The organism is Streptomyces sp. JNUCC 63, assembly GCF_054366325.1.
The window spans coordinates 7,228,237-7,252,755 of sequence record NZ_CM135963.1; the positions used below are offsets into that span (position 1 = coordinate 7,228,237).

Annotated in this window: 16 protein-coding genes; 7 read left to right on the forward strand and 9 right to left on the reverse strand. The window is 70.8% G+C overall.

What is annotated here, in order from left to right; genetic code table 11:
- Positions 1-32 precede the first annotated feature (32 nt).
- Together ACX25U_RS33410 and fxsT are read left to right on the forward strand one after the other, a co-directional pair.
- Positions 33-1,358: a TIR-like protein FxsC gene (locus ACX25U_RS33410; protein ID WP_454385581.1), complete on the forward strand. Its 1,326-nt coding sequence runs from the start codon at positions 33-35 to the stop codon at positions 1,356-1,358.
- Positions 1,355-5,269, forward strand: a complete 3,915-nt coding sequence (gene fxsT / locus ACX25U_RS33415) for an FxSxx-COOH system tetratricopeptide repeat protein (protein WP_454385583.1) — start codon at positions 1,355-1,357, stop codon at positions 5,267-5,269. Before ACX25U_RS33410 ends, fxsT begins: the two co-directional genes overlap by 4 nt.
- A gap of 389 nt (positions 5,270-5,658) precedes the next feature.
- On the opposite strand, the gene ACX25U_RS33420 is transcribed toward fxsT, so the two are convergent.
- Both ACX25U_RS33420 and ACX25U_RS33425 read right to left on the reverse strand, forming a co-directional pair.
- Positions 5,659-6,525 (reverse strand): alpha/beta fold hydrolase, encoded by an 867-nt coding sequence (locus tag ACX25U_RS33420; protein ID WP_454385585.1) that lies wholly within the window; start codon positions 6,523-6,525, stop codon positions 5,659-5,661.
- Positions 6,526-6,631: 106 nt separating this feature from the next.
- Complete coding sequence (locus tag ACX25U_RS33425; protein ID WP_454385587.1) at positions 6,632-7,438, reverse strand: CAP domain-containing protein; 807 nt, start codon at positions 7,436-7,438, stop codon at positions 6,632-6,634.
- Positions 7,439-7,877: 439 nt separating this feature from the next.
- Here ACX25U_RS33425 and ACX25U_RS33430 point away from each other — a divergent pair, with 439 nt between their 5' ends.
- The 4 genes from ACX25U_RS33430 to ACX25U_RS33445 all read left to right on the forward strand — a co-directional run bounded on the left by ACX25U_RS33430 (position 7,878) and on the right by ACX25U_RS33445 (position 12,950).
- Positions 7,878-8,315 (forward strand): Fur family transcriptional regulator, encoded by a 438-nt coding sequence (locus ACX25U_RS33430; protein ID WP_454385589.1) that lies wholly within the window; start codon positions 7,878-7,880, stop codon positions 8,313-8,315.
- A 32-nt stretch (positions 8,316-8,347) separates the two neighbouring features.
- Complete coding sequence (gene katG, locus ACX25U_RS33435) at positions 8,348-10,579, forward strand: catalase/peroxidase HPI (protein ID WP_454385591.1); 2,232 nt, start codon at positions 8,348-8,350, stop codon at positions 10,577-10,579.
- Between the two features lie 151 nt (positions 10,580-10,730).
- Positions 10,731-11,189 (forward strand): MarR family winged helix-turn-helix transcriptional regulator, encoded by a 459-nt coding sequence (locus ACX25U_RS33440; protein ID WP_454385592.1) that lies wholly within the window; start codon positions 10,731-10,733, stop codon positions 11,187-11,189.
- Between the two features lie 39 nt (positions 11,190-11,228).
- Positions 11,229-12,950, forward strand: coding sequence for an MFS transporter (locus ACX25U_RS33445; protein ID WP_454385594.1), 1,722 nt, complete (start codon positions 11,229-11,231; stop codon positions 12,948-12,950).
- Positions 12,951-13,006: 56 nt separating this feature from the next.
- Here ACX25U_RS33445 and sbnA read toward each other — a convergent pair whose 3' ends face one another.
- The 5 genes from sbnA to ACX25U_RS33470 are packed head-to-tail and all read right to left on the reverse strand — an operon-like array spanning position 13,007 to position 22,018.
- Positions 13,007-14,044 (reverse strand): 2,3-diaminopropionate biosynthesis protein SbnA, encoded by a 1,038-nt coding sequence (gene sbnA, locus ACX25U_RS33450; protein WP_454385595.1) that lies wholly within the window; start codon positions 14,042-14,044, stop codon positions 13,007-13,009.
- A 34-nt stretch (positions 14,045-14,078) separates the two neighbouring features.
- Positions 14,079-15,158 (reverse strand): 2,3-diaminopropionate biosynthesis protein SbnB, encoded by a 1,080-nt coding sequence (gene sbnB, locus ACX25U_RS33455; RefSeq protein WP_454385597.1) that lies wholly within the window; start codon positions 15,156-15,158, stop codon positions 14,079-14,081.
- Entirely contained in the window at positions 15,155-16,159 is a 1,005-nt protein-coding gene (locus ACX25U_RS33460; RefSeq protein WP_454385599.1) for a TauD/TfdA family dioxygenase, read from the reverse strand. The genes sbnB and ACX25U_RS33460 overlap by 4 nt, the downstream gene beginning before the upstream one ends.
- Positions 16,160-16,212: 53 nt before the next feature.
- Positions 16,213-19,476: a non-ribosomal peptide synthetase gene (locus tag ACX25U_RS33465; protein ID WP_454385601.1), complete on the reverse strand. Its 3,264-nt coding sequence runs from the start codon at positions 19,474-19,476 to the stop codon at positions 16,213-16,215.
- A 13-nt stretch (positions 19,477-19,489) separates the two neighbouring features.
- Positions 19,490-22,018 (reverse strand): Pls/PosA family non-ribosomal peptide synthetase, encoded by a 2,529-nt coding sequence (locus ACX25U_RS33470; RefSeq protein WP_454385603.1) that lies wholly within the window; start codon positions 22,016-22,018, stop codon positions 19,490-19,492.
- Between the two features lie 465 nt (positions 22,019-22,483).
- On the opposite strand from ACX25U_RS33470, the gene ACX25U_RS33475 reads away from it, so the two are divergent.
- Complete coding sequence (locus tag ACX25U_RS33475) at positions 22,484-23,422, forward strand: MIP/aquaporin family protein (protein ID WP_454385605.1); 939 nt, start codon at positions 22,484-22,486, stop codon at positions 23,420-23,422.
- 38 nt (positions 23,423-23,460) lie between these two features.
- On the opposite strand, the gene ACX25U_RS33480 is transcribed toward ACX25U_RS33475, so the two are convergent.
- Together ACX25U_RS33480 and ACX25U_RS33485 are read right to left on the reverse strand one after the other, a co-directional pair.
- Complete coding sequence (locus ACX25U_RS33480) at positions 23,461-23,925, reverse strand: hypothetical protein (RefSeq protein ID WP_454385607.1); 465 nt, start codon at positions 23,923-23,925, stop codon at positions 23,461-23,463.
- Between the two features lie 41 nt (positions 23,926-23,966).
- A complete protein-coding gene (locus ACX25U_RS33485; protein ID WP_454385609.1) occupies positions 23,967-24,461 on the reverse strand; it encodes a lamin tail domain-containing protein in 495 nt (164 codons plus the stop codon).
- Between the last annotated feature and the right edge of the window lie 58 nt (positions 24,462-24,519).

Genomic DNA, 24,519 nt, shown 5'->3' on the forward strand with positions numbered 1-24,519 from the left:
AGCGCGGGTGTGACAGCGGGCAGGGGGACGTGTTGGACGTACCCGGAAGGGAACGGGGGAGGGCTCCGGACGACCAGCCCTACTTCTTCCTCAGCTATGCCCACACACCGCGCGTGGGGCCCGGTGGCGGCGATCCCGACCACTGGGTGCACGTGCTGTACCAGGACCTGTGCGACCACATCATGGCGCTCACCGACCTGCCCGCCGGTGCGTCCGTCGGCTTCATGGATCGGGAGATGAGTTCCGGCGACGGCTGGCCGCAGAAGCTCAGCGAGAACCTCGCCCGCTGCCGGGTGTTCGTACCGCTGCTCTCCCGGCGCTACTTCACCAGCGAGATGTGCGGCCGGGAGTGGTACGCGTTCCACGAGCGACAGGTGCACGTCAAGGCCGTCGACGGCATGGAGGTCTCCGCCATCGTGCCCGCGCTGTGGACCCGCGTCGACTTCGCCCAACTGCCGGACTCCGTAAGGCACATGCACCTCGACCACGCCACCTTCGGTGAGCGGTACGCGACCAACGGCATCTATGGGCTGATCAAGCTCAGCCGACTGCGGGACGAGTACGAGGAGACCGTGCTCACGCTCGCCCAGCGGATCGTCCAGGTCGCCGAGCAGACCTCGCTGCCGCCCAGCCGGCCTCGCGACTACGAGCACACGCCGAGCGCGTTCCGGCCGCGTGGCGAGGGACCCCGGCACATCCACCTGACGGTGGCCGCGCCCACCCGGGACACCATCCCGGAGCACCGGAACGCCGGCCCGTACGGCGACGACCCGCAGGACTGGAACCCGTACCACTCGGAGTCGACACGGCCGCTGCCCGTGCTCGCCCAGGAGCTGATCCGCTCGTTGGACTACCGGATCACCGTCTCCTCCTTCGACGACGATGACATCCACGGCCCCGGGGAGGCCGGCGCGGGCCAGGAGGGCAAGGCGGCGGGCCGTCCGGGCATCCTCCTGGTGGACCGCTGGGCGCTCACCGACCGTGAACGGCGGAGTCGGCTCGAGGCGTTCGACCGCACCTCGCTCCCCTGGATCAGCGCCATCGTGCCGTGGAACCGCGCCGACCTGCAGTGCCACGGCGAGGAGGGCAGGCGGCTGACCGCCGAACTCGAACGCACCCTGCCGCTGATCCTGGAGCGCGGCAGACGCACCAACAGCCGGATCGCGGTCAATGGTGTGCCCACCCTGAAGGTCTTCACCGACGTGCTCCCGGCCGTCGTGGCGCACACCACCCGGCAGTACCTCAAGCACGCCGAGGCCCATCCGCCGCCCGGCCCGCACGTACCCAGGCCCCGCCTGATGGGCCCCATCCAGCCGCCGGACCCGGCAGGCGGACCCGACACCGGAGGAGAAGCATGACGGCCGCGCGGGACGGACGCATCATCACCTTCTACTCGTACAAGGGCGGCACCGGGCGCACGATGGCCCTGGCCAACACGGCCTGGATCCTGGCCGCCAACGGAAAGCGCGTCCTGGCCGTCGACTGGGACCTCGAAGCTCCCGGCCTGCACCGTTTCTTCCACCCGTTCCTGGACCCCGAGGCGCTGGCGGCCACCTCGGGCGTCATCAACATCATCGAGGACTACGCCTGGGCCGCGACCACGGGCACCCCCGAGCGCCCCGACGACTGGCACCTGCCCTACGCGCAGGTCGAACAGCACGCCCTCTCCATCCGCCCCGAACGCTTCGACCTGCGCTTCCCGGACGGCGGCTCGCTGGACTTCCTCTCCGCGGGCCGCCAGGACCGGGCGTACTCGACGAGGGTGACCTCCTTCGAGTGGGACAACTTCTACGAGCGCCTGGGCGGCGGGAAGTTCCTCAACGCGCTGCGCGCCGACATGAAGGCGACGTACGACTACGTCCTGATCGACAGTCGCACGGGTCTGTCGGACAACGCGGACATCTGCACCATGCAGATGCCGGACGTGCTGGTGGACTGCTTCACGCTGAGCGACCAGGCGCTGGAGGGTGCCGCGGCGGTGGCCCGCAGCATCGAGGAGGGCTACCGGCCGCGCCGCATCCGGGTGCTGCCGGTGCCGATGCGCATCGACGAGGGCGAGAAGGAGAAGGTCGACGCGGGACGGGCGCTGGCCCGGATGCGGTTCGAGGGACTGCCCAAGGGGATCGACGGCCAGACGCTGACCCCCCAGGAGCTCAGCGCCTACTGGGGCAACGTGGAGATCCCCTACCGGCCGTACTACGCCTACGAGGAGACCCTCGCCACCGTCGGCGACGAGAGCGGCATCGCCAACTCGCTGCTGTCCGCCTTCGAACGGCTGACCGCCGTCATCTCCGACCGCGAGGTCACCTCGCTGCCGCCGATTCCCGAGGCGGTGCGGCTGCGCTGCCGCGACGCCTACCTCAGGCGCCGGCCGCCGATCAGTGCGGCCGCCTTCCTGGTGACGTACGCCGCGGAGAACCGGACGTGGGCCGACTGGGTCAGGTACCTGCTCAGGCGGGCCGGCTGCGAGGTCACCCTGCACGACATCTCCGCCGGTCCGGCCGACCCGGCCGCCCGCACCCTGGTGCTGCTGTCGAAGGCCTTCGAGAAGTCCCGCTATGCCGACTCCGTCTGGCGGTTCCTCACCGACCCCTCCGCGAACGCTGCTCGACCCCCGGTGGTCGCGCTGCGGGTCGACGAGGTGCAGCAGCTCCCGGAGTCGTTCGTCGACCTGCACCGGCTCGACGAGGCGCAGTGCGTGGCCGCCCTGCTGCGCACCCTGGAACTTCCCCTGCTGCCGGTGGAGTCCGCGCCCACGGCGCCCCGCTTCCCCGGCAACACGCCGGCGATCTGGAACGCGCCGCAGCGCAACACCACCTTCACCGGGCGCAACATGATCCTGGAACGCGTCCGCGACCAGCTCGGCAGCACCTCCGGACCGCCGCAGCCGCAGGCGCTGTTCGGGCTCGGCGGAGTGGGCAAGACCCAGCTCGCCACCGAGTACGTGCACCGCTTCATGGCCGACTACGACCTGGTGTGGTGGACGTCCGCCGAGCACGCCGACGACGTCGTCGCCTCACTCGCCGAACTCGGCGCCCTGATCGGCGTGCCCGGCGGCGAGGACATCACGCTGGCCTGCCAGGAGACCGTGCACCGGCTGTCGCGCGGGCTGCCGAGCAAACGCTGGATCCTGGTCTTCGACAACGCCGACGACCCGGCCCAGCTGGCCCGCTACTTCCCCAAGGGCGGCGGCGGGCACATCCTCGTCACCTCCCGCAACCAGACCTGGTCGCAACACGGCGCGTCCGAGCAGATCGACGTCTTCCTGCGCGAGGAGAGCATCGAGCACCTGACCCGGCGCACCGACGGGGGACTGGCCGCCGAGGACGCCGCCCGGGTGGCGGAGGCCGTCGGCGACCTGCCGCTGGCGGTCGAGCAGGCGGCGGCATGGCTCGCGGAGACCGCCACCCCGATCGAGGACTACCTGCGGCAACTGGCCAGGCAGACCACCGAGGTGCTCGCCCTCAACCAGCCCTCCGACTACCCGAAGACCGTCGCCGCCACCTGGAACGTGTCGATCGCCCGGATGGAGAAACGCTCACGGGCCGCGGTCCGGCTGCTCCAGCTGTGCGCCTTCCTCGCCCCCGAGCCCATCTCCGCGCAGCTGCTCTACAGCAAGGAGATGATCGAAGCGCTCAAACCCTACGACCCCGCGCTCCAGGAGAGTCTGCTGCTCGGCCGGATCATCCGCGAGATCGGCCGGTTCGCGCTCGCCAAGGTCGACCAGAAGACCAGCAGCATCCAGGTGCACCGCCTGGTCCAGGCCGTGATCCGTTCCCAGATGTCCGAGGAGGAACAGCGGGAGACCCGGCACGTGGTGCACACCGTCCTGGCCGGCGCCCGGCCCGACGGCGACGAACCCATCGACGACCCCGAGACCTGGCCCCGGTTCGCCATCATCTGGCCGCATCTGGCTGCCTCCGACGTCCGCAGCTGCCACGCGGCCGAGACCCGCCGGCTGCTCATCGACCGGGTCCGCTACCAGTGGAAGCGCGGCGACTTCCCCGCCGCCAGACGGCTCGCCGAGGACCTGCTCGAGCACTGGAGGCCGGTGCTCGGCGAGGACGACGTGCAGTACCTCTACCTGCGCTGCCAGCTCGCCAACGTACTGCGCTCCCAGGGGCGTTACGTGGAGGCCCGGGCCATCGACGAGGAACTGCTCGAGCGGCAGAGCCGCGTGCTCAGCCCCTCGCACCCGCACACGTACGTCACCATGTCCTCGCTCGCCAGCGACCTCGCGGCGCTCGGCGAGTACCGGAGGTCGGTGGAGCTCGCCGAGCAGGCGTACAACGGATTCAGCCAGATCTTCCACGAGTCCCACCGGCGTACCCTCAGCGCGGCCAACAACCTCGCCCTCGCGCTGCGCATGGTCGGCAAGTACGGCGAGGCCCGCAGGATCGACCAGGACACCCTGGACCGGCGCATGGACGTCCTGGGGCCCGACCACCCCTACACGCTGGCCTCCGCGGAGAGCCTGGGCCGCGACCTGAGGGAGGTGGGCCGGTACGCGGAGTCGGTGACGATGCTGTCGCGGGCCTACGACGCCCACAAACGCATCCTGGGCAAGGAGTTCCCCGGCACGCTGCGCTGCGCCAAGTCGCTGGCGGTGTCGTTGCGCCGGAACGGCCAGTTCGAGGACGGCCACCGGCTGACGACGACCACCCGGGCCCAGTACCGGGCGCAGTACGAGGCGCCGACGCCGGACTCGCTGGCCTGCGACTTGAACATGGCGGCCGACCTGTTCGCGGCGGACGAGCGGGAGGCCGCGCGCGAGGTGGCCCTGGAGGCGCTCGCCGAGTACGTGAAGGTGCCGGGCGAGGCCCACCCCTATACCCAGGCCACGCTGAACAACCTCGGTATCTTCCACTGGGGCTGCGGCGACCTGGAGGAGGCCGAGGCGGTGTTCCTCAAGGTGCTGTCGCGCATGACAGAGGTGCTCGGCGAGGAGCACCCGCACACCCTGTTCGCCAGTGTGAACTACGCCAACGTCCTGTTCTCCCAGGGCCGGCTGGACGAAACCCGGGTCCGTGAGGAGCGGGCGCTGACCGTGCTGCGCGTCGTCCTGGGCGACCACCACCCCGAGAGCCTGGCCGTGGCCGCCAACCACTCGCTCACGCTGCGGACGCTGGGCCGCGAGGCCGAGGGACGGCTGCTGCGGGACGAGGCGCTGACGGAGCTGCGGCGGCTGCTCGGCGAGGACAACGGCATCACCCGGCTGGCCACCCGGGAGCAGCGCATCTACCGGGACCTGGAGCCGCTGGCGGTGTGACGGGGTTGGCAACTGCTCGCTAAGGAGCGTGTATAAGGCCGGTTTAGCTCGATCGTGTGATGGTCGGCTGGCAGGCTTGCGGTGTGCTGGGCCGGTCGGAGTAACGTGGCTGTGCGATCTGGGACGCCGGGTGCGGTGCCGGCGTGCGGGGCCCCTGCTCCACCAGAGAGATGGTTCAGGGCCTCCCCGTCGCCTCTGGCCGCTCCTACAGGCCAGGTCGTGAGGGACTCCGCCCGCCCGGCCCGGACCACGGACACGATCCGTGTCGCCGCCCGGGACGCGGCAGCATCCATCAGCGACCTCCGGTCGCGGAGGACGACCAGTGCGCCCAACTACCGTTCGGGGCGCGCCAGTGAGCGGACTCACTTCCGCTCACTGCCCAGGAACGGTCAGTCGGCAAGCAGCCAGTTCAGCACCTCCGGCAGCGCGCGCAGGGCGGCGAAGTGGGCCGCGTCGGCCTCCAGGACGGCCGTGGCGCGCGGGATGCGGTCGGCGAGCCAGGCCGAGTGCGAGGCCGGGGAGAAGACGTCCTGCGCGCCGTGCCACAGCAGCACGGGCACCCGGATCCGGGCCGGATCGAAACCCCACGGCCCGGTGAGGGCCAGCGCGTCGTCGATCCAGCCGTAGGGGGACGTGCGCAGTGCCTCGCGGTAGTTGCGCAGAAGCATCGAGCGGACGGTGTTGTCGGAGACGATCAGCCGGTCGTCGGCGGTGAGGACGCCGCGCAGCTCCTCCAGCAGCCGGGCGGGGTCGTCGCGGATGCGCGCGGAGCGCGGGATGATCCCGGCCGCGAACCGCTCCGGATCGGTGAACGCCGTACGGAACTCGGTGACGTTGGACGGCGCCATGCCCGCGAACCAGTCCAGGCCCTCCGCGTTCCGCGGTGCGAGGCCCACCAATGCGGCGGCCCTCGTCACCCGGTCGGGCAGCAGCGCGGCGCAGGCCAGGGCGTGCGGGGCGCCGCCGGAGCGGCCGGCCACCGCGAACCGGTCCAGCTCCAGGGCGTCGGCGACGACGGCCACGTCCTGGACGACGTCCGCCACCCGGCGGCCCGGCCGACGGTCCGAGCCGCCGTAGCCGGGCCGGTCGTAGCTGATCAGGCGGGCGCCGCGCTGGTACAGGAACATGGACCGGGGCCTGGGGCCCACCCTGCTGCCCGGCATGCCGTGCAGGAGGAACACCGGGCGTCCGTGCGGATCCCCCGAGACCTCGACCCGTAATCGCCGCCCGTCCGCCGTCCGCACATGGTCAGGCACCGCCGCGCTCCCCCTTCCCAGGCCCTTGGACCGGGACCACGCTGTCGGAACCCTGCCCGCGAGCCGCCGTGCCGAAACGGACGGCACCGGCAGGGCGGGGCGACTCCTACCGGGAGGCGCCGAAGTCCTGGGTCCAGTAGTCGCCGGGCTGGGCGAGACCGACGCCGATCTCCTTGAACGAGCAGTTGAGGATGTTGGCCTTGTGGCCGGGGCTGGACATCCAGCCGGCCATCACCTGCTCCGGAGTGCTGTAACCGTAGGCGACGTTCTCGCCGTAGGTGCGCCAGTTGTAGCCGGCGCGGGTGATCCGGTCGCCCGGGGAGGAGCCGTCGGACCCGGTGTGCGACATGTTCCGGTGGGACGCCATGTCATCGCTGTGCGTCTGTGCGGCCTTGGTCAGCGTCGCGTTCACCGTCAGGGGCGAGCAACCGGCCTTGGCACGCTCGGAGTTGACGAGTTCCACGACGCGTGCGGTGGTACCGGACGCCGTGGCGGTGGGCGTCGGCGTGCTCGGCGGCGTGGGGGCGGCGGAGGTGGGGGGAGCGGAGGGAGCGGTGCTCGGCGTGCCGGTGGACGGGGTCGGCCTGGGCTCGGGAGCCGTGGTCCTTCCCGTGTGCCATGGCGCGGCGGCCCTGGGCTTCTGGGTCGTGGTCCAGGGGTTCGGGTCGGTGGTCCTGGGCTTCTGGGGCTTGGTCCAGGGGTTCGGGTCGGTGGTGGCCGGAGTGCTCGTAGCGGCCGGAGTCTTCCACGGCGCCGAGACCGGTGCCTGGTTCCCGTCGCCGGGGTACCGGCTTCCTCCGCTCTCCCGCCAGTCGCCACAGGCCAGGGCGACGGACGGCGCGCCCACGGCGCCCACGGCGATGGCGGCGACGACTATGCGACGGTAACTCTGCTTCTTGCGGTGCTTGCCCATGCGTGACCTCACTAGGTGATCGCCGAACGCAGCTGACCTGCGGCGATGTCCTGCGGATGGTCATTGTTGGGACGGCTTCACAGTGAACGCAAAATGCTTTGCTACTACTTTGCTTCGTATGTACCGGCGGCTCTTGCGAAGGTGGACGAGGACGTGCTGTCCCGGCTCCTGTTCGCTGCGCGAAATACCGTCACCCCGTCAGATGCGCGCTGTGCGCGAGATACCGGCGAGTACATCGAGCGGATGGGCGGCCCTGCGAGCCCGCCGCGATGTACGGCTCCATCAATCCGGACAAATGATGCATGTCGGCAAAGTGCCGTCTACTACCCCGTACGCCTAGTTGCGGCGTTCGGCGTGACGGATGTCACTGACCTGCCCCTCCAAACTTTGTCTGTTCGCTTTCTTGAGCCGTTCGTGTCTGCCGCGTAGGTTCTGCGCCATGACCGGACCTCGGACCCCGTCCACCGCCGAGGAGCTGCGTGGCGCCGGCCTGCGGGTGACAGCCGCGCGCGTCGCACTGCTCGAGACCGTGCGGGACGGTGATCACCTCGGTGTCGAGGCGATCGCCTCCGGCGTGCGTGAGCGCGTGGGCCATGTCTCCCTCCAGGCCGTGTACGAGGCCCTGCACGCGTTCACCGCCGCGGGGCTCGTGCGCCGTATCGAACCGGCCGGCAGCCCGGCCCGGTTCGAGGGGCGCGTCGGGGACAACCACCACCACGTCGTGTGCCGTTCGTGCGGTGCCGTCGCCGACGTCGACTGCGCCGCCGGTGACGCGCCCTGCCTGACCGCGTCCGAGGACCACGGCTTCTCGATAGACGAGGCCGAGGTCACCTACTGGGGCCTGTGCCCCGGCTGTTCCACCTCCGGCAGTACCTGAGCTCGCGATCCGCCCAGCCCGGAAGGAAGTTCATGTCCGAGAACCCCGATGCAATCGTCACCGACGCGAAGACGGAGGGCGCAGGTGGCTGCCCGGTCGCGCACGGGCGCGCACCGCACCCGACCCAGGGTGGCGGAAACCGCCAGTGGTGGCCGGAGCGGCTCAATCTGAAGATCCTCGCCAAGAACCCCGCCGTGGCCAACCCGCTCGGTGAGGAGTTCGACTACGCCGAGGCGTTCCAGAGCCTCGACCTCCCGGCCGTGAAGCGGGACATCGCCGAGGTGCTGACCACCTCGCAGGACTGGTGGCCGGCCGACTTCGGCCACTACGGCCCGTTCATCGTCCGCATGGCGTGGCACAGCGCCGGCACCTACCGGATCAGCGACGGCCGCGGCGGCGCCGGGGCCGGCCAGCAGCGCTTCGCGCCGCTCAACAGCTGGCCGGACAACGGAAACCTCGACAAGGCCCGCCGTCTGCTCTGGCCGGTGAAGAAGAAGTACGGCCAGAAGCTCTCGTGGGCCGACCTGCTGGTCCTCGCCGGCAATGTCGCCCTGGAGTCCATGGGCTTCAAGACCTTCGGCTACGCCGGTGGCCGCGAGGACGTGTGGGAGCCGGAGGAGGACGTCTACTGGGGTCCCGAGTCGACCTGGCTCGGTGACGAGCGCTACACCGGCGACCGCGAGCTGGAGAACCCGCTCGGCGCGGTCCAGATGGGCCTCATCTACGTCAACCCCGAGGGCCCGAACGGCAATCCGGACCCGCTCGCCGCGGCCCGCGACATCCGCGAGACGTTCCGCCGGATGGCGATGAACGACGAGGAGACCGTCGCCCTGATCGCCGGCGGTCACACCTTCGGCAAGACCCATGGCGCGGGCCCGGCCGACCAGGTCGGCCCCGCCCCCGAGGCCGCCTCGATGGAGGAGCAGGGCCTGGGCTGGCGGAGCACCTACGGCACCGGCAAGGGCGGCGACACGATCACCAGCGGTCTCGAGGGCATCTGGACGGACACCCCGACCACCTGGGACAACAGCTTCTTCCAGATCCTGTTCGGCTACGAGTGGGAGCTGTTCAAGAGCCCGGCCGGCGCCCACCAGTGGCGGCCGAAGGACGGCGCCGGCGCCGGGACCGTCCCCGACGCCCACGACCCGTCCAAGCGCCACGCCCCGACGATGCTGACGACCGACCTGGCGCTCAGGGTCGACCCGGCCTACGAGCAGATCTCGCGGCGCTTCATGGAGAACCAGGACGAGTTCGCCGATGCCTTCGCGCGCGCGTGGTTCAAACTGACCCACCGCGACATGGGCCCGGTCGCGCGCTACCTCGGCCCGGAGGTCCCCACCGAGACCCTGCTGTGGCAGGACCCGCTGCCCGAGGCGACGTACGAGCAGATCGACGCCGAGGACGTCGCCGCCCTCAAGGTCCAGCTCCTCGACTCCGGTCTGTCGGTGCCCCAGCTGGTGTCCACCGCCTGGGCGTCGGCCTCCACTTTCCGCGGCAGCGACAAGCGCGGCGGTGCCAACGGCGCCCGCATCCGCCTGCAGCCGCAGAACGGATGGGAGGTCAACGACCCCGACGAGCTGGCGACGGTGCTGCGCACCCTGGAGCGGATCCAGGAGTCCTTCAACGCCGCCCAGACCGGCGGCAAGCGGGTCTCGCTCGCCGACCTGATCGTGCTCGCCGGCGGCGCGGCCGTCGAACGGGCCGCCAAGGAGGGCGGGTTCGAGATCGAGGTGCCCTTCACGCCGGGCCGCGTGGACGCCTCGCAGGAGCAGACCGACGTGGAGTCGTTCGCGGCGCTCGAGCCGACCGCCGACGGGTTCCGCAACCACCTCGGCAAGGGCAACCGCCTCCCGGCGGAGTACCTGCTGCTCGACCGGGCGAACCTGCTGACCCTGAGCGCCCCGGAGATGACGGTCCTCGTCGGCGGCCTGCGGGTCCTCGGCGCGAACCACCAGCAGTCGCAGCTCGGTGTCCTCACCCGGACCCCCGGCGTGCTGACCAACGACTTCTTCGTCAACCTGCTGGACCTGGGCACCACCTGGAAGGCGACGTCCGAGGACGCCACCGCCTTCGAGGGCCGTGACGCCGCCACCGGCGAGGTCAAGTGGGCGGGCAGCCGTGCCGACCTGGTCTTCGGGTCGAACTCCGAGCTGCGCGCGCTCGCGGAGGTCTACGCGAGCGACGACGCCAAGGAGAAGTTCGTCAAGGACTTCGTCGCGGCATGGGTCAAGGTCATGAACCTCGACCGGTTCGACCTCGCCTGATCCCGGCCGAGCACGACCGAACGCGACATCCAGGCCGACCGGCCCGCCCGGTCGGCCTGGACGCGTCCGCGCGCATCTCTTCCGGACGAACTTCCGGGCCCCCGCACCCCGGGATCTTGTTTCGTCCTACACCTAAATGCATAATGCACCTATGCATAAGCGGGTTATGGGCCCGGCACGCTCCGACGCGCCGCCCGAGGACCTGATCATCGCCGTCGAGCAGATGGTCCGCTACGTACGCCGCAGCGCCACCACGGGCGGCCTGAGCACCGCCGCCTCCTCGGCGCTGGCCCGGCTGAGTCGCGAGGGCCCGCACCGGCTGACCGAGCTGGCCAGGGCGGAAGGCGTGTCCCAGCCGGGCATGACCCAGCTCGTGACCCGGCTGGAGCGATCGGGCCTGGTACGGCGCACCGCGGACCACAGCGACGGCCGGGGCGTGCTGGTGGAGGCCACCGACTCCGGTCTGGAGCTCTTCCGGCGGCGGCGCGCCGAACGCGCCCGGGCCCTGAAACAGCTCGTCGAGGAACTGCCCGAGGCCGAACAGCACGCGGTGAAGGTCGCGTTGTCGGCCCTGGCCCGCGCGATCCAGGACCGTACCGCGCGTTCCTGACCCGTCCCCACCGTCAACTCTTCCGGAAGAGAAGCGCACATGAGTGCACCGCAAGGAAAGGCTGCCAGCCCTTTCAAGCAGCCGAAGGCCGTCTGGGCCGTCGCGTTCGCCTGTGTCATCTCGTTCATGGGCATCGGCCTGGTCGACCCGATCCTGCCCGCCCTGGCCGAGAGCCTGCACGCCTCACCCAGCCAGGTCTCCCTGCTGTTCAGCAGCTATCTGATCGTCACCGCCGTGGCGATGCTGATCGTCGGCTGGTTCGCCGGCCGCTTCGGCGCCAAGCGCACCCTCGTCATAGGCCTGGCCGTCATCGTCGTCTTCTCCGCGCTCGCCGGCACGTCGGGCTCCATCGACGGCATCGTCGGCTTCCGCGCCGGCTGGGGGCTGGGCAACGCCCTGTTCATCGCCACCTCCCTGGCCGTGATCGTCGCCTCCGCCAGCGGCGGCTTCGGCGGCGCGATCATCCTCTACGAGGCCGCGCTCGGCCTCGGCATCGCCGTCGGCCCGCTGCTCGGCGGCGAGCTGGGCGCCATCAGCTGGCGCGGCCCCTTCTTCGGGGTCGCCGTCCTCATGGCCATCGCACTCGTCGCCACCCTGGTCTTCGTCCCGCCCCTGCCGAAGCCCGAACGCCGCACCTCGCCCCTCGCCCCCCTCAAGGCGCTGCGCCACCGCGGCCTGCTGACCATGGGCATCATGGCCCTGCTCTACAACTGGGGCTTCTTCACCATGCTCGGCTACGCGCCGTACCCCATGGAGCTGGGCGCGCACCAACTCGGCCTGGTCTTCACCGGCTGGGGCCTGCTCGTGGCCGCGTTCAGCGTCTTCTTCGCCCCGCGCCTGCAGGCCCGCTACGGCACCGCTCCCGTGCTCTACGCCAACCTCCTGGGCCTCGGCGTCGTGATGGCCGTCATCGCCGCCGGCGTCGCCACTCCCACCGTGGTGATCGTCGCGGTCGTCGTCAGCGGCGCCTTCATCGGCATCAACAACACCCTCACCACCCAGGCCGTCATGCTCGTCTCTCCGGTCGAGCGGCCCGTCGCCTCCTCCGCCTACGGCTTCGTGCGGTTCATCGGCGGCGGTCTTGCCCCCTACGTCGCCGGCAAGCTCGCCGACGCCACCGACCTGAGCGTCCCCTTCTACCTCGGCGCCGCCACCTTCGTCCTCGCCATCCCGGTGCTGGCCAGCGGCCACCGGCTGCTCAAGCAGGCCGAGGCGCACACCGGTGAGGGAGAACCCGTCGCGCCGACGCTCACGCCCGTCGGCGGTATGCCGAGCACCACCATGCCTCCCGTGATCGTCGCCGTCGGTGCCCACGACGGGGCCGCCGTGATCGTCGACACCGCGGCACGGCTCGCCCGGGACACCGGCAGTCCCCTGGAGGTCGTCCACGTCCAGCAGACCGCCGTCGTCGAGGAACAGGCCGTCGACGCCGAGGACCTCGACCAGGCCCGCGCCACCGTCACCGCCCACCTCGACCGCCTCGCCGCCCAGGGCATCGCCGCGACCGGTCAGATCCTCACCAGCGTCGGCGACCACGCGGCCGCCGGCCGCGCCCTGGCCCGGCACGCCGGCGAGATGGGCGCCCGCACGGTGGCGGTCGGCCGCTCGCCGCGTGGCCCCCTCGCCCAGTTCGCCGACGGCAGTTTCACCACCGCCCTCACCCACGCGGCCACCTGCACGGTCGTCCTGGTCGACCCCGACAGCGCCCCGCGGCCGCTGACCGCGGCCACGCTGTCCGAACTGCGCGGCGCGTCGAGCTGACGGGCGTCGGCGGCGCCGGCGAACAGCGGCCGTGTGCCGTCGGCGCCGGCGCCGCACTACGCCTCGCGTCGCTCCGAAGTCCGCTGCGGACGGGGCTCGGTGCCCGAGGAGCCCGCGGCGACCTCCTGCGGGTCGTCCCGCGGGGCGAGGATCTGGTCGCCGTACAGGTCCTCCAGCCAGGTGGACTGGTAGATCGTGTCGAGGTAGCGCTCGCCGAGGTCCGGGGCGATGGCCACCGCGGTCAGGTCACGTGTCCCGTTCCGGGACAGCCAGTCCATCGCGCCGCTGACCACCGTCCCGGTGGAGCCGCCGAACAGGAACCCGCGCCGGGCCAGCCGGTGGCAGGCGCGGATGGTGTCCGCCTCCTCCACCTGGATCACCTCGTCGACGTAGGACTCGTCGAGCAGCGGCGGGCGCATGCTCATGCCCAGGCCGGGGATCATCCGGCGGCCCGGCGTGCCGCCGAAGGCCACCGAGCCGACGGTGTCCACCGCGACGATCCGCACCGGCCGGTGCCACTCGCGGAAGTAGCGCGCGCACCCCATCAGCGTGCCGGTGGTGCCCGCGCCGACGAACAGCACGTCCAGCCGCGGGAACTGCCGGACGATCTCCGGGGCCGTCCTGCGGTAGTGCGCTCTCCAGTTGCCCGGGTTGGTGTACTGGCTGAGCCAGACGTACCGCTCGTCCGAGGCGCACAGCCCGCGTACGTAGTCGATGCGCGCGCCGAGGAACCCGCCGTTGGCGTCGAGGTCGGCGATGACGTGCACGTCGCTGCCCAGTGCCTCCATCAGCAGCCTGGCCGACAGGTTGCAGCGGGAGTCCGTCACGCACAGGAACCGGTAGCCCTTGCTGGCCGCGATCATGCTGAGCGCCACGCCCAGGTTCCCCGACGAGGACTCGATCAGGATCGAGCCGGGCTTCAGCAGCCCCTCCCGCTCCGCGGCCTCCACCATTTCTATCGCGGCCTTCAGTTTGATCGAGCCGGCGAAGTTGAAGCCCTCGCACTTCAGGTAGAGCGAGCGTCCGAAGATGGACCGCAGGTCGACGTAGAGCTGACCTTCGTTGAAGGCGTGGGGAGCGGAGATGACGGGCACGCTGGCCTCCTGATGCCTGGGCCGAGGGGGACGTTCAGCCGTATCGGCGCAGCTCATGGAAGAAGTCGTCGATGACGTGGAGGTTTCCGGCGCGGGCCACCGCGTCGTAGACGTACTTGCCGACGGCGAGGTCGAGGACTCCGAGGCCGAAGGGCGAGAAGACCACCGGCCGGTCGGTGCGCGGCTCCACCCGCCCGGTCATGACGTCGTCGAGGGTGCCGTCCAGGAAGGCCCGGCCGCCGGTGAGCTGCTCGGTCAGATGGGGCGAGGTGCCGGCCTTCAGGCAGTGCTCGACGTCGTCGACGAAGTTGGCCGAGGCGAGCAGCACCTGCGGGGCGAGGTCGCGCAGCGACACATGCAGCACGACCGGATGGTGGGTGAACCAGGCCGGGTCGGTGACGTGCGGCTCCGAGGCGATCGTCGCGAAGACCACCAGGTCGCTGGAGCGGATCAGCTCCTCGGCGCTGTCGTGCACGGTGATGTCCGCGGCCTGCCCGGCTCCACCGGCCTGCTGCAGATGGCCGCAGAACCCGGCGGCGCTGTCGGCCGACAGGTCGTACACCCCGACGCTGTCGAAGACGAAGCCCGTGCCGGTCAGGAACGTGTGGATGTAGCGGGCGATCAGACCCGTGCCGAAGAAGCCCACCCGGGTGGGGCGGGACCGGTTGCGGGTGAGCCAGTCCGCGGCCAGCGCGGCGGACGCCGCCGTTCTGGTGGCGCTGATGATGGAGCTCTCCAGGCAGGCGAACGGGTAGCCCGTGTCGTGGTCGTTGAGGACCAGGACCGCCGACGCCCGGGGCAGACCGGAGGAGACGTTGGCCGGGAAGCTGGAGATCCACTTCAGGCCGTCCACGTGCACCGGCCCGCCGACCGAGGCCGGCAGCGCGATGATCCGGGACGTGGGGCGGTCGGGGAAGCGCAGGAAGTACGACGGCGGGTTCACCGTCTCGCCGGCGCCGTGCAGCCGGTAGGTCGCCTCGACCAGGTGAACGAGCTCCTTCTCGCGCCCCTCGAGCGCCTTTTGGACCTGGGCGCCGGAGATCACCGCGAAGGACGGCACCGGGCCCGGGTGGGAGGCGGCCGGTTCGGTGGTGGGGGAGGTCACAGGGGTCATCGCCGGTTTCCCTTCGGGTCGGGGCCGTACTCGGCCGGGCGCTGCGGCTCGGCCATGGCGACCAGCACCTGACGGTCGCCGGTGAAGGCCTCTCTGCTGTGCGCCGTACGGATGTTGTCGACCAGCATCAGATCGCCGGCCTGCCAGGGCTCGCGCCGGGTGTGCTCCTCGTAGGTCGCGTTGAGCAGCTGGACGACGTCCTCACCGATCGGACCGCCGTCCCCGAAGCGGGTGTTGAACGGCAGCCCGTCCTCGCCGTACTCGTCCACCAGGTACTCGCGCACCTCCGGGGCCAGCGTCCACTCGTTGAGGAAGGCGATCTGGTTGAACCAGCAGCGCCGGCCGGTGACCGGATGCCGTACCACGGCGGCGCGGCGCTGCCGGGTGCGCAGGGCGCCGTCGGGCTGCCAGGCGAAGTCGATGGCGTGGGCGCGGCAGTAGTTCTCCACGGTCTCGCGGTCGTCGGTGCCGAACGACTCTACGAGCGACGCCCCGATCTCGTCGTTGTAGCTGCGGGTCAGCAGCCAGCCCTCGCGCTCGAACCGCTCGGTCAGCTCGGCGGGCAGCGCCTTGAGCACGGCCTCCGCGTCGGCCACGGCGGTCGCTCCGCCCTCGGCGGGCGGGACCGGGCACGCGAAGAGCATCAGACCGGGGACCTCGAGGGCGTAACTCAGCTCGTGGTGCATGCACATGGGCTGGTTGGCCGGCCAGGCGGTGGAGGAGTACAGCCCCGGACCGTGGGACTCCCGGGGAGCGAAGGCCTCCCGTTCCGCCATGAGCGGGCCGCCCAGTTCCGCGAAGACGGCGGCGATCCGGTCCGGCTCCCGCAGGCCCAGGCCGCGCACGAGCAGCGCTCCGTGCTCGGTGACCTGGGCGCGCAGCGCCTCGCGGTGCTCGGCCGCCCACCCGACCGCGTCCACAGGGGTCTCCAGGTGCAGGACGGGCGGCCGGTCGGGCCGCAGCTCCGCCTCCAGCACCGACGCCGGGGACGAGAACGACATCTCGGTTTCCTTTCGTTCGTCACCAAGAAGGCCCGGACGAGCCTCGGGGGTGTTCAGGAGGAGGCCAGCAGTTCGGCGGCGCCCAGGACGACCCGTGCGGCCTCGGCGGGGCGGGTGCGCAGGAAGTAGTGACCGCCGTCGACGAGTTCGTGCAGGTCCACCTGCTCGGCCAGCAGTTCCCAGTCCTGCCAGCGGTCGCGGAACTCCGCGGTGTTCGCGTCGTCGGCGGCGACGACCACGGTGACCGGCGCCGCCAGTCTCACCGCCGGCGGACCCTCCAGGGCGTCGGCCAGGCAGCGGTGCGCACAGACGCAGTCGTGCCGGTAGGCGGCGCCGATGTGCTCGGCGTGCTCCGCGTTCAGCTCGCCGAGCTCGCTGTAGCCGCTGTCCGCGCCCAGCCCGGCGACGATCTCGGCGTTGCTCCGCCGCGTCAACTCGGTGATCATGGCGCGCCGTTCGGCAGCGGTGCCGAGAAGCTGCGCGCCGAGGAACAACCGCGTCACCTCGACCCCGTGCCCGGGCAGCGCCCGGGCCGTCTCCACGGCGGGCGCGGCACCGGAGGAGTGGCCCCACAGCATGACCCGCTTCAGGCCGCGCCCGGCGATCTCGGCGGCGACCCGCCCCACCACCTGCTCCAGCGGCGCGAACGGTTCCTCGGCGGCGGCCAGGTCGTGTCCGGGCAGATCCACGGCGTACACGGCGAGGCCGCTGCCGGCCAGGGCGCTCGCCATCGGCTGGAAGTTGACCGCGTTGCCGCCCGCGTACGGGAAGCACACCAGCGCGCACTCCGGCGTACCGTCCAGTGCCGACAGCGGCTGGAGCAGCTCCGGGCGCCGGCGGGCCGTGCCGTCGAGACGTGCGGCCAGTTCGGCGAGCACCGGGTGCCGGGTGATGTCCTTCAGGGACACCGCGCGGTTCAGGGCGATGGTGAGCTTCACCGCCGACAGCGAGGTGCCGCCGAGGTCGAAGAAGTGGTCCCGCCGGCCGATCGTGTGCGGGGCCAGGCCCAGCAGTTCGGCCCAGGCGGCCGCCAGCCTGCGCTCGGTCGGGGTGCGCGGCGCGTCGCCGTGTTCCCCGGCATCACCCTCCGTCCCCGGCGCGCTCTGTTCGGCCAGCGCGGTCAGCACCTTGCGGTTGATCTTGCCGTTGGCGGTCAGCGGCAGCGTCTCCTGCCAGTGGAAGGCGGACGGAACCATGTACGCGGGGAGCGCGGCGCCGAGCGCCTGCCGCAGCTCCTCCGGCTGCAGGCGCCGGCCGGTGTAGAAGGCGATCAAGTGCGTGCTGCGACCCGCCAGTTCGGCGACGACCACCGCGCCGTCCCGGACTCCGGGCACCCGCAGCAGGGTGTTCTCGATCTCACCGATCTCGATACGGAACCCGCGGATCTTCACCTGGCTGTCCCGGCGGCCGAGGAACTCCAGCTTCCCGCCGGGGTGCCAGCGCCCCCAGTCGCCGCCCAGGTAGAGCCGCTCGCCCGGCCGGTACGGGTCCGTGCGGTAGGCCTCACGGGTCCGCTCGGGATCGTTGACGTACCCGCGTCCCACGCACACCCCGGAGAACGCGATCAGCCCCGGGGCGCCGAGCGGCACCAGCGACAGCTGCTCGTCGACGACGTGGACACGTACGTTGTTGACCGGGCGCCCCAGCAGCACCCGGTCCGGCACCGCGTCCATCACCTCGTGGTTGGTGTCGTCCGAAGTCTCCGTCAGCCCGTAGGCGTTGACCAGCTTGATGCCCGGCTGGAGGGCGAACCAGCGCTGCACGAGCTCCCGCTTCAGCGCCTCGCCGGTCACCGACACGCAGGCCAGGTCGGGCAGTTCGCGCGGGTGCCGCTCCAGATACGACGCCACCACCTCCAGATAGGAGGGCACGATCTGCGCCACCGCGACCCGGCCGCGCACCAGTGTGTCGACGAACCGTTCCACGTCCACGATCGCGTCCTGCTCGACCAGCAGGGTCCGCCCGCCCACCAGCAGCCCGGCGATCAGCTGCCACAGCGAGATGTCGAAACACTGCGGAGCCGTCTGCGCCACCACCCGGCCGGGACCGATCCCCAAGTCGTCGATCTTGGCGTACAGATGGTTGAGCATGCCCGCGTGCTCGCACATCGCCCCCTTCGGCTCGCCGGTGGAACCGGAGGTGAAGTAGATGTACGCCAGCTGGTCGGGCAAGACCTCCACACCGAGGTCCCCGTCGGCGTGCTCCTCGGCGTACGCCGTCTCGACGAGCAGCTTCTCGGTCTTCGCCGGCAGCGTGGCCAGGGCCTCGTCGAGAGTGCCGGTGCTGCCCGGCTCGGTCAGCACCAGCCGGCACCCGGCGCGGGAGAGCGTCGCCGCGATACGGCCGGCCGGGAAGTGCGGCTCGATCGGCAAGTAGACGCCGCCGGCCTTGAACACCGCCAGCACCGCGGCCAGCCAGTCGAGGTCGCGCTCGGTGACCACGGCCACCACGTCCTCCCGGCCCAGACCGCGCGCCAGCAGCGCCCGCGCCAGCCTGTTGGCCCGCGCGTTCAGCTCCCCGTACGTCCACGAGCGCTCCCCGTGCACCGCGGCCACCGCGTCCGGGCGCTCCCGCACCCGTTCCTCGAAGATTTCGTGCGCCCGGGCCGGCGGCAGCTCCCGGTGGGGTCCGGCCAGCTCCTCCAGCTGGTGGCGCACCTCCTCGGGCGACAGCAGGCTCTGCCCGGCGTGCTCGGCGTCCGCGTCGGCCGTCATCAGCCGCAGCGCGGCCAGGTGGTAGCCGCCGACACGGGTCGCGGCCTCGGCGTCCAGAGCGTCCGTGCGATACCGCAGCCGCAGCGCCGTCCGCCCGTCCCACCCGCCGAACGCCACCCGCAGCACCGCCTCCCCGGGCAGGTCGCACCCGGCGTCCGCGGGATCGAAGACGACCTCGTACGACCGTTCCGTCAGCCCCAGTTCCCGGCGCAACTCGCCGACCGGGAAGTCCCGGTGGGTGATCAGGTCCGCCTCGGCGCGGTGGGCGTCGAGCACCAGCCGGCGCCACGACCGCGGCGCGACGGTCAACCGGCAGGGCAGCGGGCCGCGCCCGGGCCCCGTGACACATCCGGTCACCACCTCCCGCTCACCCGACAGCGCGGCCAGCACCTTGGCATGGGCGGCCAGCAGCACCGCGCTCACCGGCACATCCAGCTCCGCCGCCAGAGCGCACACCGCCCGAGCCGTGTCCGCCGGGACGGTCTCCTCGTGCTCGGCCACACCGGCCACCGGCTCGCGCACCCACCGCGGAACGGCGGTACAACCGCCGGCGGTCAGCACTTCGCTCCAGAATTCCCTGTCCGCTGCCACGAGCGCTCCCATTGAATCCTCTTCCTCAACTCGCTGTCGGCGCGGCGGGGTTTCCGCCCCATTCCGCCCTCGCGGGGACTTCCTCGCCTTTCATGAGGAAGGAATCGGGGGCCAGCGCGGCCGAGTCGCCCATCGTCACGCCGTAATGCACGTGCGCGCCGACCCCGAGCGTGCAGTCGGCGCCGAGCGTCGTACGGTCCGATTTGAAGGTGCCGTCCTCCTGCGAATGGCACTGGATCTTGCTTCCGGCGTTCAGGGTGCAGTCGTCCCCGATGGTGGTGAGCGTGCGCTCGGTGATGTAGCAGCCGTCGTCGAAGACCCTGCGTCCGACGCGCACGCCCAGCAGACGCCACACCAAGCTCTTGAACGGGGTCCCGTTGAACACGTCGAGGTACTCGTCCGGCACCTTCCACAGGCGCTCGTGCCACCAGAAGTACGGGTCGTAGATGGAGCACAGCCTCGGCCGCAGCGCGCGGAAGGAGGCGACGGCCCGCTCCACCAGGACCCAGTAGACGGCGGTGAACCCCAGGGTGAGGGCCAGATAGCCGGCGATCACCGTATGGCCCAGCGTGCCGTACAGGTCGACGGAGGCCAGTGCGAGCGCCGTGAGCAGCGCGGCGTGCACCCAGCGCAGCAGCAGGAACAGCGCCATCGAACGGAGGTTGTAACGGTTCTTGGCGGCGAGACTGCGGTGCAGCGCGTCACCGGTCCTGAGGTGGTCGAAACGGGTGTCGCGCTCCACCGACCGCGGGATCTCGAAGCACGGTGAGCCGAGCAGTCCGACGCCTTGGCGCAGTTCGCCGTCGAGGGGGACCATCACCTTCGTCGCGAGCAGGCAGTTGTCGCCCGTCCTGGCCCCGGCCGGATAGGCGATGTTGTTGCCGAGGAAGTTGTGCGGACCGATCGACACCCGGCTCACCCGGAACGAGGTGCTGGAGAAGTCCGCGTTGATGACGGACAGCCCGTCGGCCACCATCGTGCCGCTGCCGACGGACACCAGGAACGGCGTCTCGTGCTGGACCTCGGTGCCGAAGTTCGATCCGGTCTGCTCCACCCGGGACAGGTCGTATCCGAGGCAGCGCAGATAGGGGACGATGTAGGAGCTGTCGCCGCACAGCCAGGTGAAGAACTTGATGTTCGTCATGCCGGCCACCGTCCGGTGCAGGGCGTAGTGGAAGCCGTAGAGCGGATAGACCCGGTCGGGCTTGATGGCCAGGTTCAGCAGCCGGGGAACGGTGAACAGGACGACCAGGCCGAGGACGACGGCCCCGAAGAACAGCACGCTGGACAGGAGCAGCGTGTCGGTGACGAACTCGGGGACCGTGGACAGGGCCGTGCCCGTGTCCAGCCGCGTGCGCAGCGCCGGGACCTGAGCGAACAGCATGTAGAAGCCGCCGACCGCGAGCGGCAGGTACAGGAAGAACAACTGCAGCAGGGTGGTCAGCGAGAAGCAGGCGCGGCGCAGCGTGCCGCACCGGGCCGGTTCCACCCGGATGTAGTCGACCGTCGTGGGCTGTGCGGGGGAGCCGTGCCGGCGCTCGCCGTCCGGGACGCGCTGGCCGCGGTACAGGGCGGAGGCGTGACCGAGCTGCGCTCCGTCGCCCATCGCGGTGTCGATGTCGAGCACCGTCTTCTCGCCGAGGAAGACGTCCCGGCCGAGCGTGATCCGGCCGGTCTGGATGCGTCCGGCGTGCGCGCGGTAGCAGAGGAGGAACGAGTCCTTGCGGATCACCGTGCCGGCACCGATGGTGAGCAGGTCGGTGCAGACCGGCACGGAACGGGAGAGGATCGTGACGTCCTTGCCGATCCGCGCGCCCAGGGCCCGCAGATACATCACGTACAGTGGATTTCCCACAAAGAGAATCATCGGATTGGCGTGCAGTAGCGCCTTGACAAGCCAGAAGCGCAGATAGGCTGCGCTCCACAGGGGGAAATCGCCGGGTTTCCAGCGGCCGACGAGAATCCACTTGGCGGCGATCGGGAAGGCGCACAGGACGATGAATCCGGCGCCGCCGAACACGAGTGACCGCAGGTAGATGCCGGGGAACCCGGATCCCGCGGCGACCCACGCGTAGCCCCTTGCGGTGGCCATTCCGATGATGAATGAATATCCGAGGAAAATGAGCAATTGGGTGGTTCCGCACAGCACATAGCGCGCCGTGCTCGCCGGTGTCGTCCGGGCCGGTGAGGCTGGCCCTGTGGGCGAGTCCGGGGACGCCGGGGCCGGGACGTCGACGGGCGACGGTGCGGCCTGGACGAGAGCGGCGGCCAGGCTGCGGACCGTGGGGTTGCGGTAGATGTCCTTCATGGACACGGACGGCAGGTCCGATCGTTTCCGTACCCGGGCGCAGAACTGGGCCATGACGAGGGAATTGGCTCCCAAATCGTCGAAGAAGTGACTTTCGACCGCGACGTGATCGACGTGTACGACGTTCGCCAGTATTACGGCGAGTTCCCTCTCGGTGTCCGTCGTCGCCGAGGCGGTGTCTCCTCGTCCGGAGAGCGCGGATTCGTCCGGCCCGGGCATCAGGATGTCCGTGGACTTCTCCACCATGCGAGCTCCCTGAGAAAGGTCGAAAACCATCGGTCAGCGGTGCCCGGTTCCCGAGACCGTGTGTTTCCTCCTGATCACGAAACCATGGCTCAGTCTTGTTCGGTCATCGCCGGGCTGCCACTCGGATACTGTCGCGCTGACGCGGCAGAAGCGTGCAACGCGCCCCTAATCCTCGGCTCTCCGCACCGACGGGATGAACAATGTCACCCATATGGGTGCTCATCCCTGAGGAGACGCGGAGCGGTCGACGGGCCGTTGCGGGGGTGTGCCGACGGGCGTACCGGCCCGGCCGCGGGGCCCGGTCGTCCGATGGGGAACGGGCGCCAAGGACATCGCGTCCCCATGTTGTCCGGTTCGGCCGAGTGGCCACGGCCCACCCGCGCGCGCAGACTGGTCAGTACCTGGAGCCGCCCTGTGGAGGGCTGTGCCGGCCGTCCGCCGGACTGTTCGATGAGAGGGCCGAATATGGCCGTGGAAATCCCACCCCTGTTGAGCCCCTCACGGCTCAGGCGCCGTGGAGGACTCTGGGGCGAATGCATGGCAGAGTTCCTGGGGACCCTCGTCCTCGTCGCCTTCGGATGCGGCTCGGTGGCCGTGGCGGTCGCCGCGCTGCCCGGCTCGGGCCGCACCTCGGGGCCCACGACGAATCTCATCAGCGCCGGTGACTGGCTGCTGATCGGCTGGGGCTGGGGCTTCGCGGTGGTCTTCGGTGTGTACGTGGCCGGAGGCGTCAGCGGGGCACACATCAACCCCGCGGTGACACTCGCGTTCGCGGTGCGCCGTAAGTTCCCCTGGGCGAAGGTGGTCCCGTACTGGATCGCGCAGGTGGTGGGCGCCTTCGCCGGGGCGGCGCTGGTGTACGCCGTCTATCACGACGCCATCGGCGCCTTCGACCAGGCCATGAAGGGACCGAAGACGAACGGGCACACACTCGCGTCGTTCTCGATCTTCGCCACCTTCCCGGCGCCCTACTTCCACGGCGGCTACGGGGGTCCGCTGGTGGACCAGATCGTCGGCACCGCGTTCCTGGTCATGCTGATCGCGGCGGTCATCGACCTGCGCAACATGGCGGTGAAGGCCAACCTCGGGCCGCTGATCATCGGCTTCGTGGTGGCCGCCATCGGCTTCTCCTTCGGGGCGAACGCCGGATACGCCATCAACCCGGCCCGCGACTTCGGGCCGCGCCTGCTCACCTATGCCGTCGGGTGGGGAGACCTGGCGTTCCCCGGCAGCCTGGCCGGATCGTTCAGCGGCTACTGGTGGATCCCCATCGTCGGGCCGCTCGTCGGCGGGGTCGTCGGTGTCCTGGTGTACGACCTGTTCATCGGCGACGTGCTGCACATCCGCACCAAGCAGGGCGAACTCCCGGAGGCCGGGCGCGCCCGCCCGGTGGAGGAGGAGTAACCGCTCTCACCGGGCGGGCCGCCAGGGCCCGAGGCTGGTCAGGAGTACGTCCAGCGCCAGGCGTTGGAGCGGTAGGCGCAGGTGATCGGCGCGCCGCTCGCGGTGGTGGTCCGTGCCCCGTGGTCGCTGTTGCGGCAGAACTGCCCCGCCTGATAACAGTTGCCGGAGTTGGAGACGATCGAGCACGTACCGCTGCGGGTACCGCTTCCGCTGCCGCCGCTTCGGCCGGTGCCCGTGCCGGCGGCGGCGAGGGCGGTCCTGGTGACGGTGACCGTCGGGCCGGGCGTCTTGACGGTCCTGGTAGTGGTGACCGTCGCGGTGGGCTCGGGAGTGACGGTCTCGGTCGCCGTGGCGGTGGCGGTGGCCGTGGCCGTGACGGTCACGGTCGGCTGCGGTTTCGCGGCCTCGGACGCTCCGCAGCCCACGGCTCCGACGGCCAACAGGGCGATGCCCGCCGCCCACAGGCGGTGGTGTCTGCCGAGCCGCCGGGTGCCGGTTCTCACGGGCGGTCGCCGCGGCCGGTGGTTCCGGTTCACGGTCCCCCCTAGCCGTGGTAGTTGATGTAGCCGTTGCCGTCCCGGTCGTCGCGGGCCTTGGTGTAGGAGTGGACGTCGGCGCGGGCGCCGGAGGGCTTGAGCAGGTAGATGGTGTCCTTGTCGTTGTTCCAGAGGAAGTTGCAGTTCTGGCGGTAGACGACGTTCTTCGCGTCGGAGTCCGTGCCCTTGCCCCCGCGCAGCTTCACGTAGTCGCCGGGCTCGAGGTAGTGGTTGGCGCGGAACGTGAACTTGTTGCCGGTGGCGTCCTTGACGACGTAGCCCTTGAGGTTGACCTTCGCGGTGCGCGAGTAGTTCTTGATCGTCAGGTACTCGTCCTTGGTGTTGCCCGTACGGCAGTTGTTGGAGTCCCGCCCGGGCGCGTCGTACTGGACGCCCTTCACCTTCAGCGCCGACGAGTACTCGGCGGCCTGCGCGGGAGCGGCGGTGACGATGGCGACGGCGCCCGCCGTGGCGGCGACGGCGAGCGCGGAGCGTATACGCATGAGGTTCCCCCCTCAGTGTGCGAATGGAGCGCCAGGAGCTTACACAACCCGTGATGGA

Bases quoted from the DNA above. Each gene is read 5' to 3' on its own strand.
- katG (WP_454385591.1), top strand. From the start codon at position 8,348: ATGTCCGAGAACCCCGATGCAATCGTCACCGACGCGAAGACGGAGGGC.
- ACX25U_RS33425 (WP_454385587.1), bottom strand. From the start codon at position 7,438: ATGGGCAAGCACCGCAAGAAGCAGAGTTACCGTCGCATAGTCGTCGCC.
- ACX25U_RS33485 (WP_454385609.1), bottom strand. From the start codon at position 24,461: ATGCGTATACGCTCCGCGCTCGCCGTCGCCGCCACGGCGGGCGCCGTC.
- ACX25U_RS33460 (WP_454385599.1), bottom strand. From the start codon at position 16,159: ATGTCGTTCTCGTCCCCGGCGTCGGTGCTGGAGGCGGAGCTGCGGCCC.
- sbnB (WP_454385597.1), bottom strand. From the start codon at position 15,158: ATGACCCCTGTGACCTCCCCCACCACCGAACCGGCCGCCTCCCACCCG.
- ACX25U_RS33445 (WP_454385594.1), top strand. From the start codon at position 11,229: ATGAGTGCACCGCAAGGAAAGGCTGCCAGCCCTTTCAAGCAGCCGAAG.
- ACX25U_RS33475 (WP_454385605.1), top strand. From the start codon at position 22,484: ATGGCCGTGGAAATCCCACCCCTGTTGAGCCCCTCACGGCTCAGGCGC.
- ACX25U_RS33470 (WP_454385603.1), bottom strand. From the start codon at position 22,018: ATGGTGGAGAAGTCCACGGACATCCTGATGCCCGGGCCGGACGAATCC.
- ACX25U_RS33430 (WP_454385589.1), top strand. From the start codon at position 7,878: ATGACCGGACCTCGGACCCCGTCCACCGCCGAGGAGCTGCGTGGCGCC.
- ACX25U_RS33465 (WP_454385601.1), bottom strand. From the start codon at position 19,476: ATGGGAGCGCTCGTGGCAGCGGACAGGGAATTCTGGAGCGAAGTGCTG.
- ACX25U_RS33440 (WP_454385592.1), top strand. From the start codon at position 10,731: ATGCATAAGCGGGTTATGGGCCCGGCACGCTCCGACGCGCCGCCCGAG.
- fxsT (WP_454385583.1), top strand. From the start codon at position 1,355: ATGACGGCCGCGCGGGACGGACGCATCATCACCTTCTACTCGTACAAG.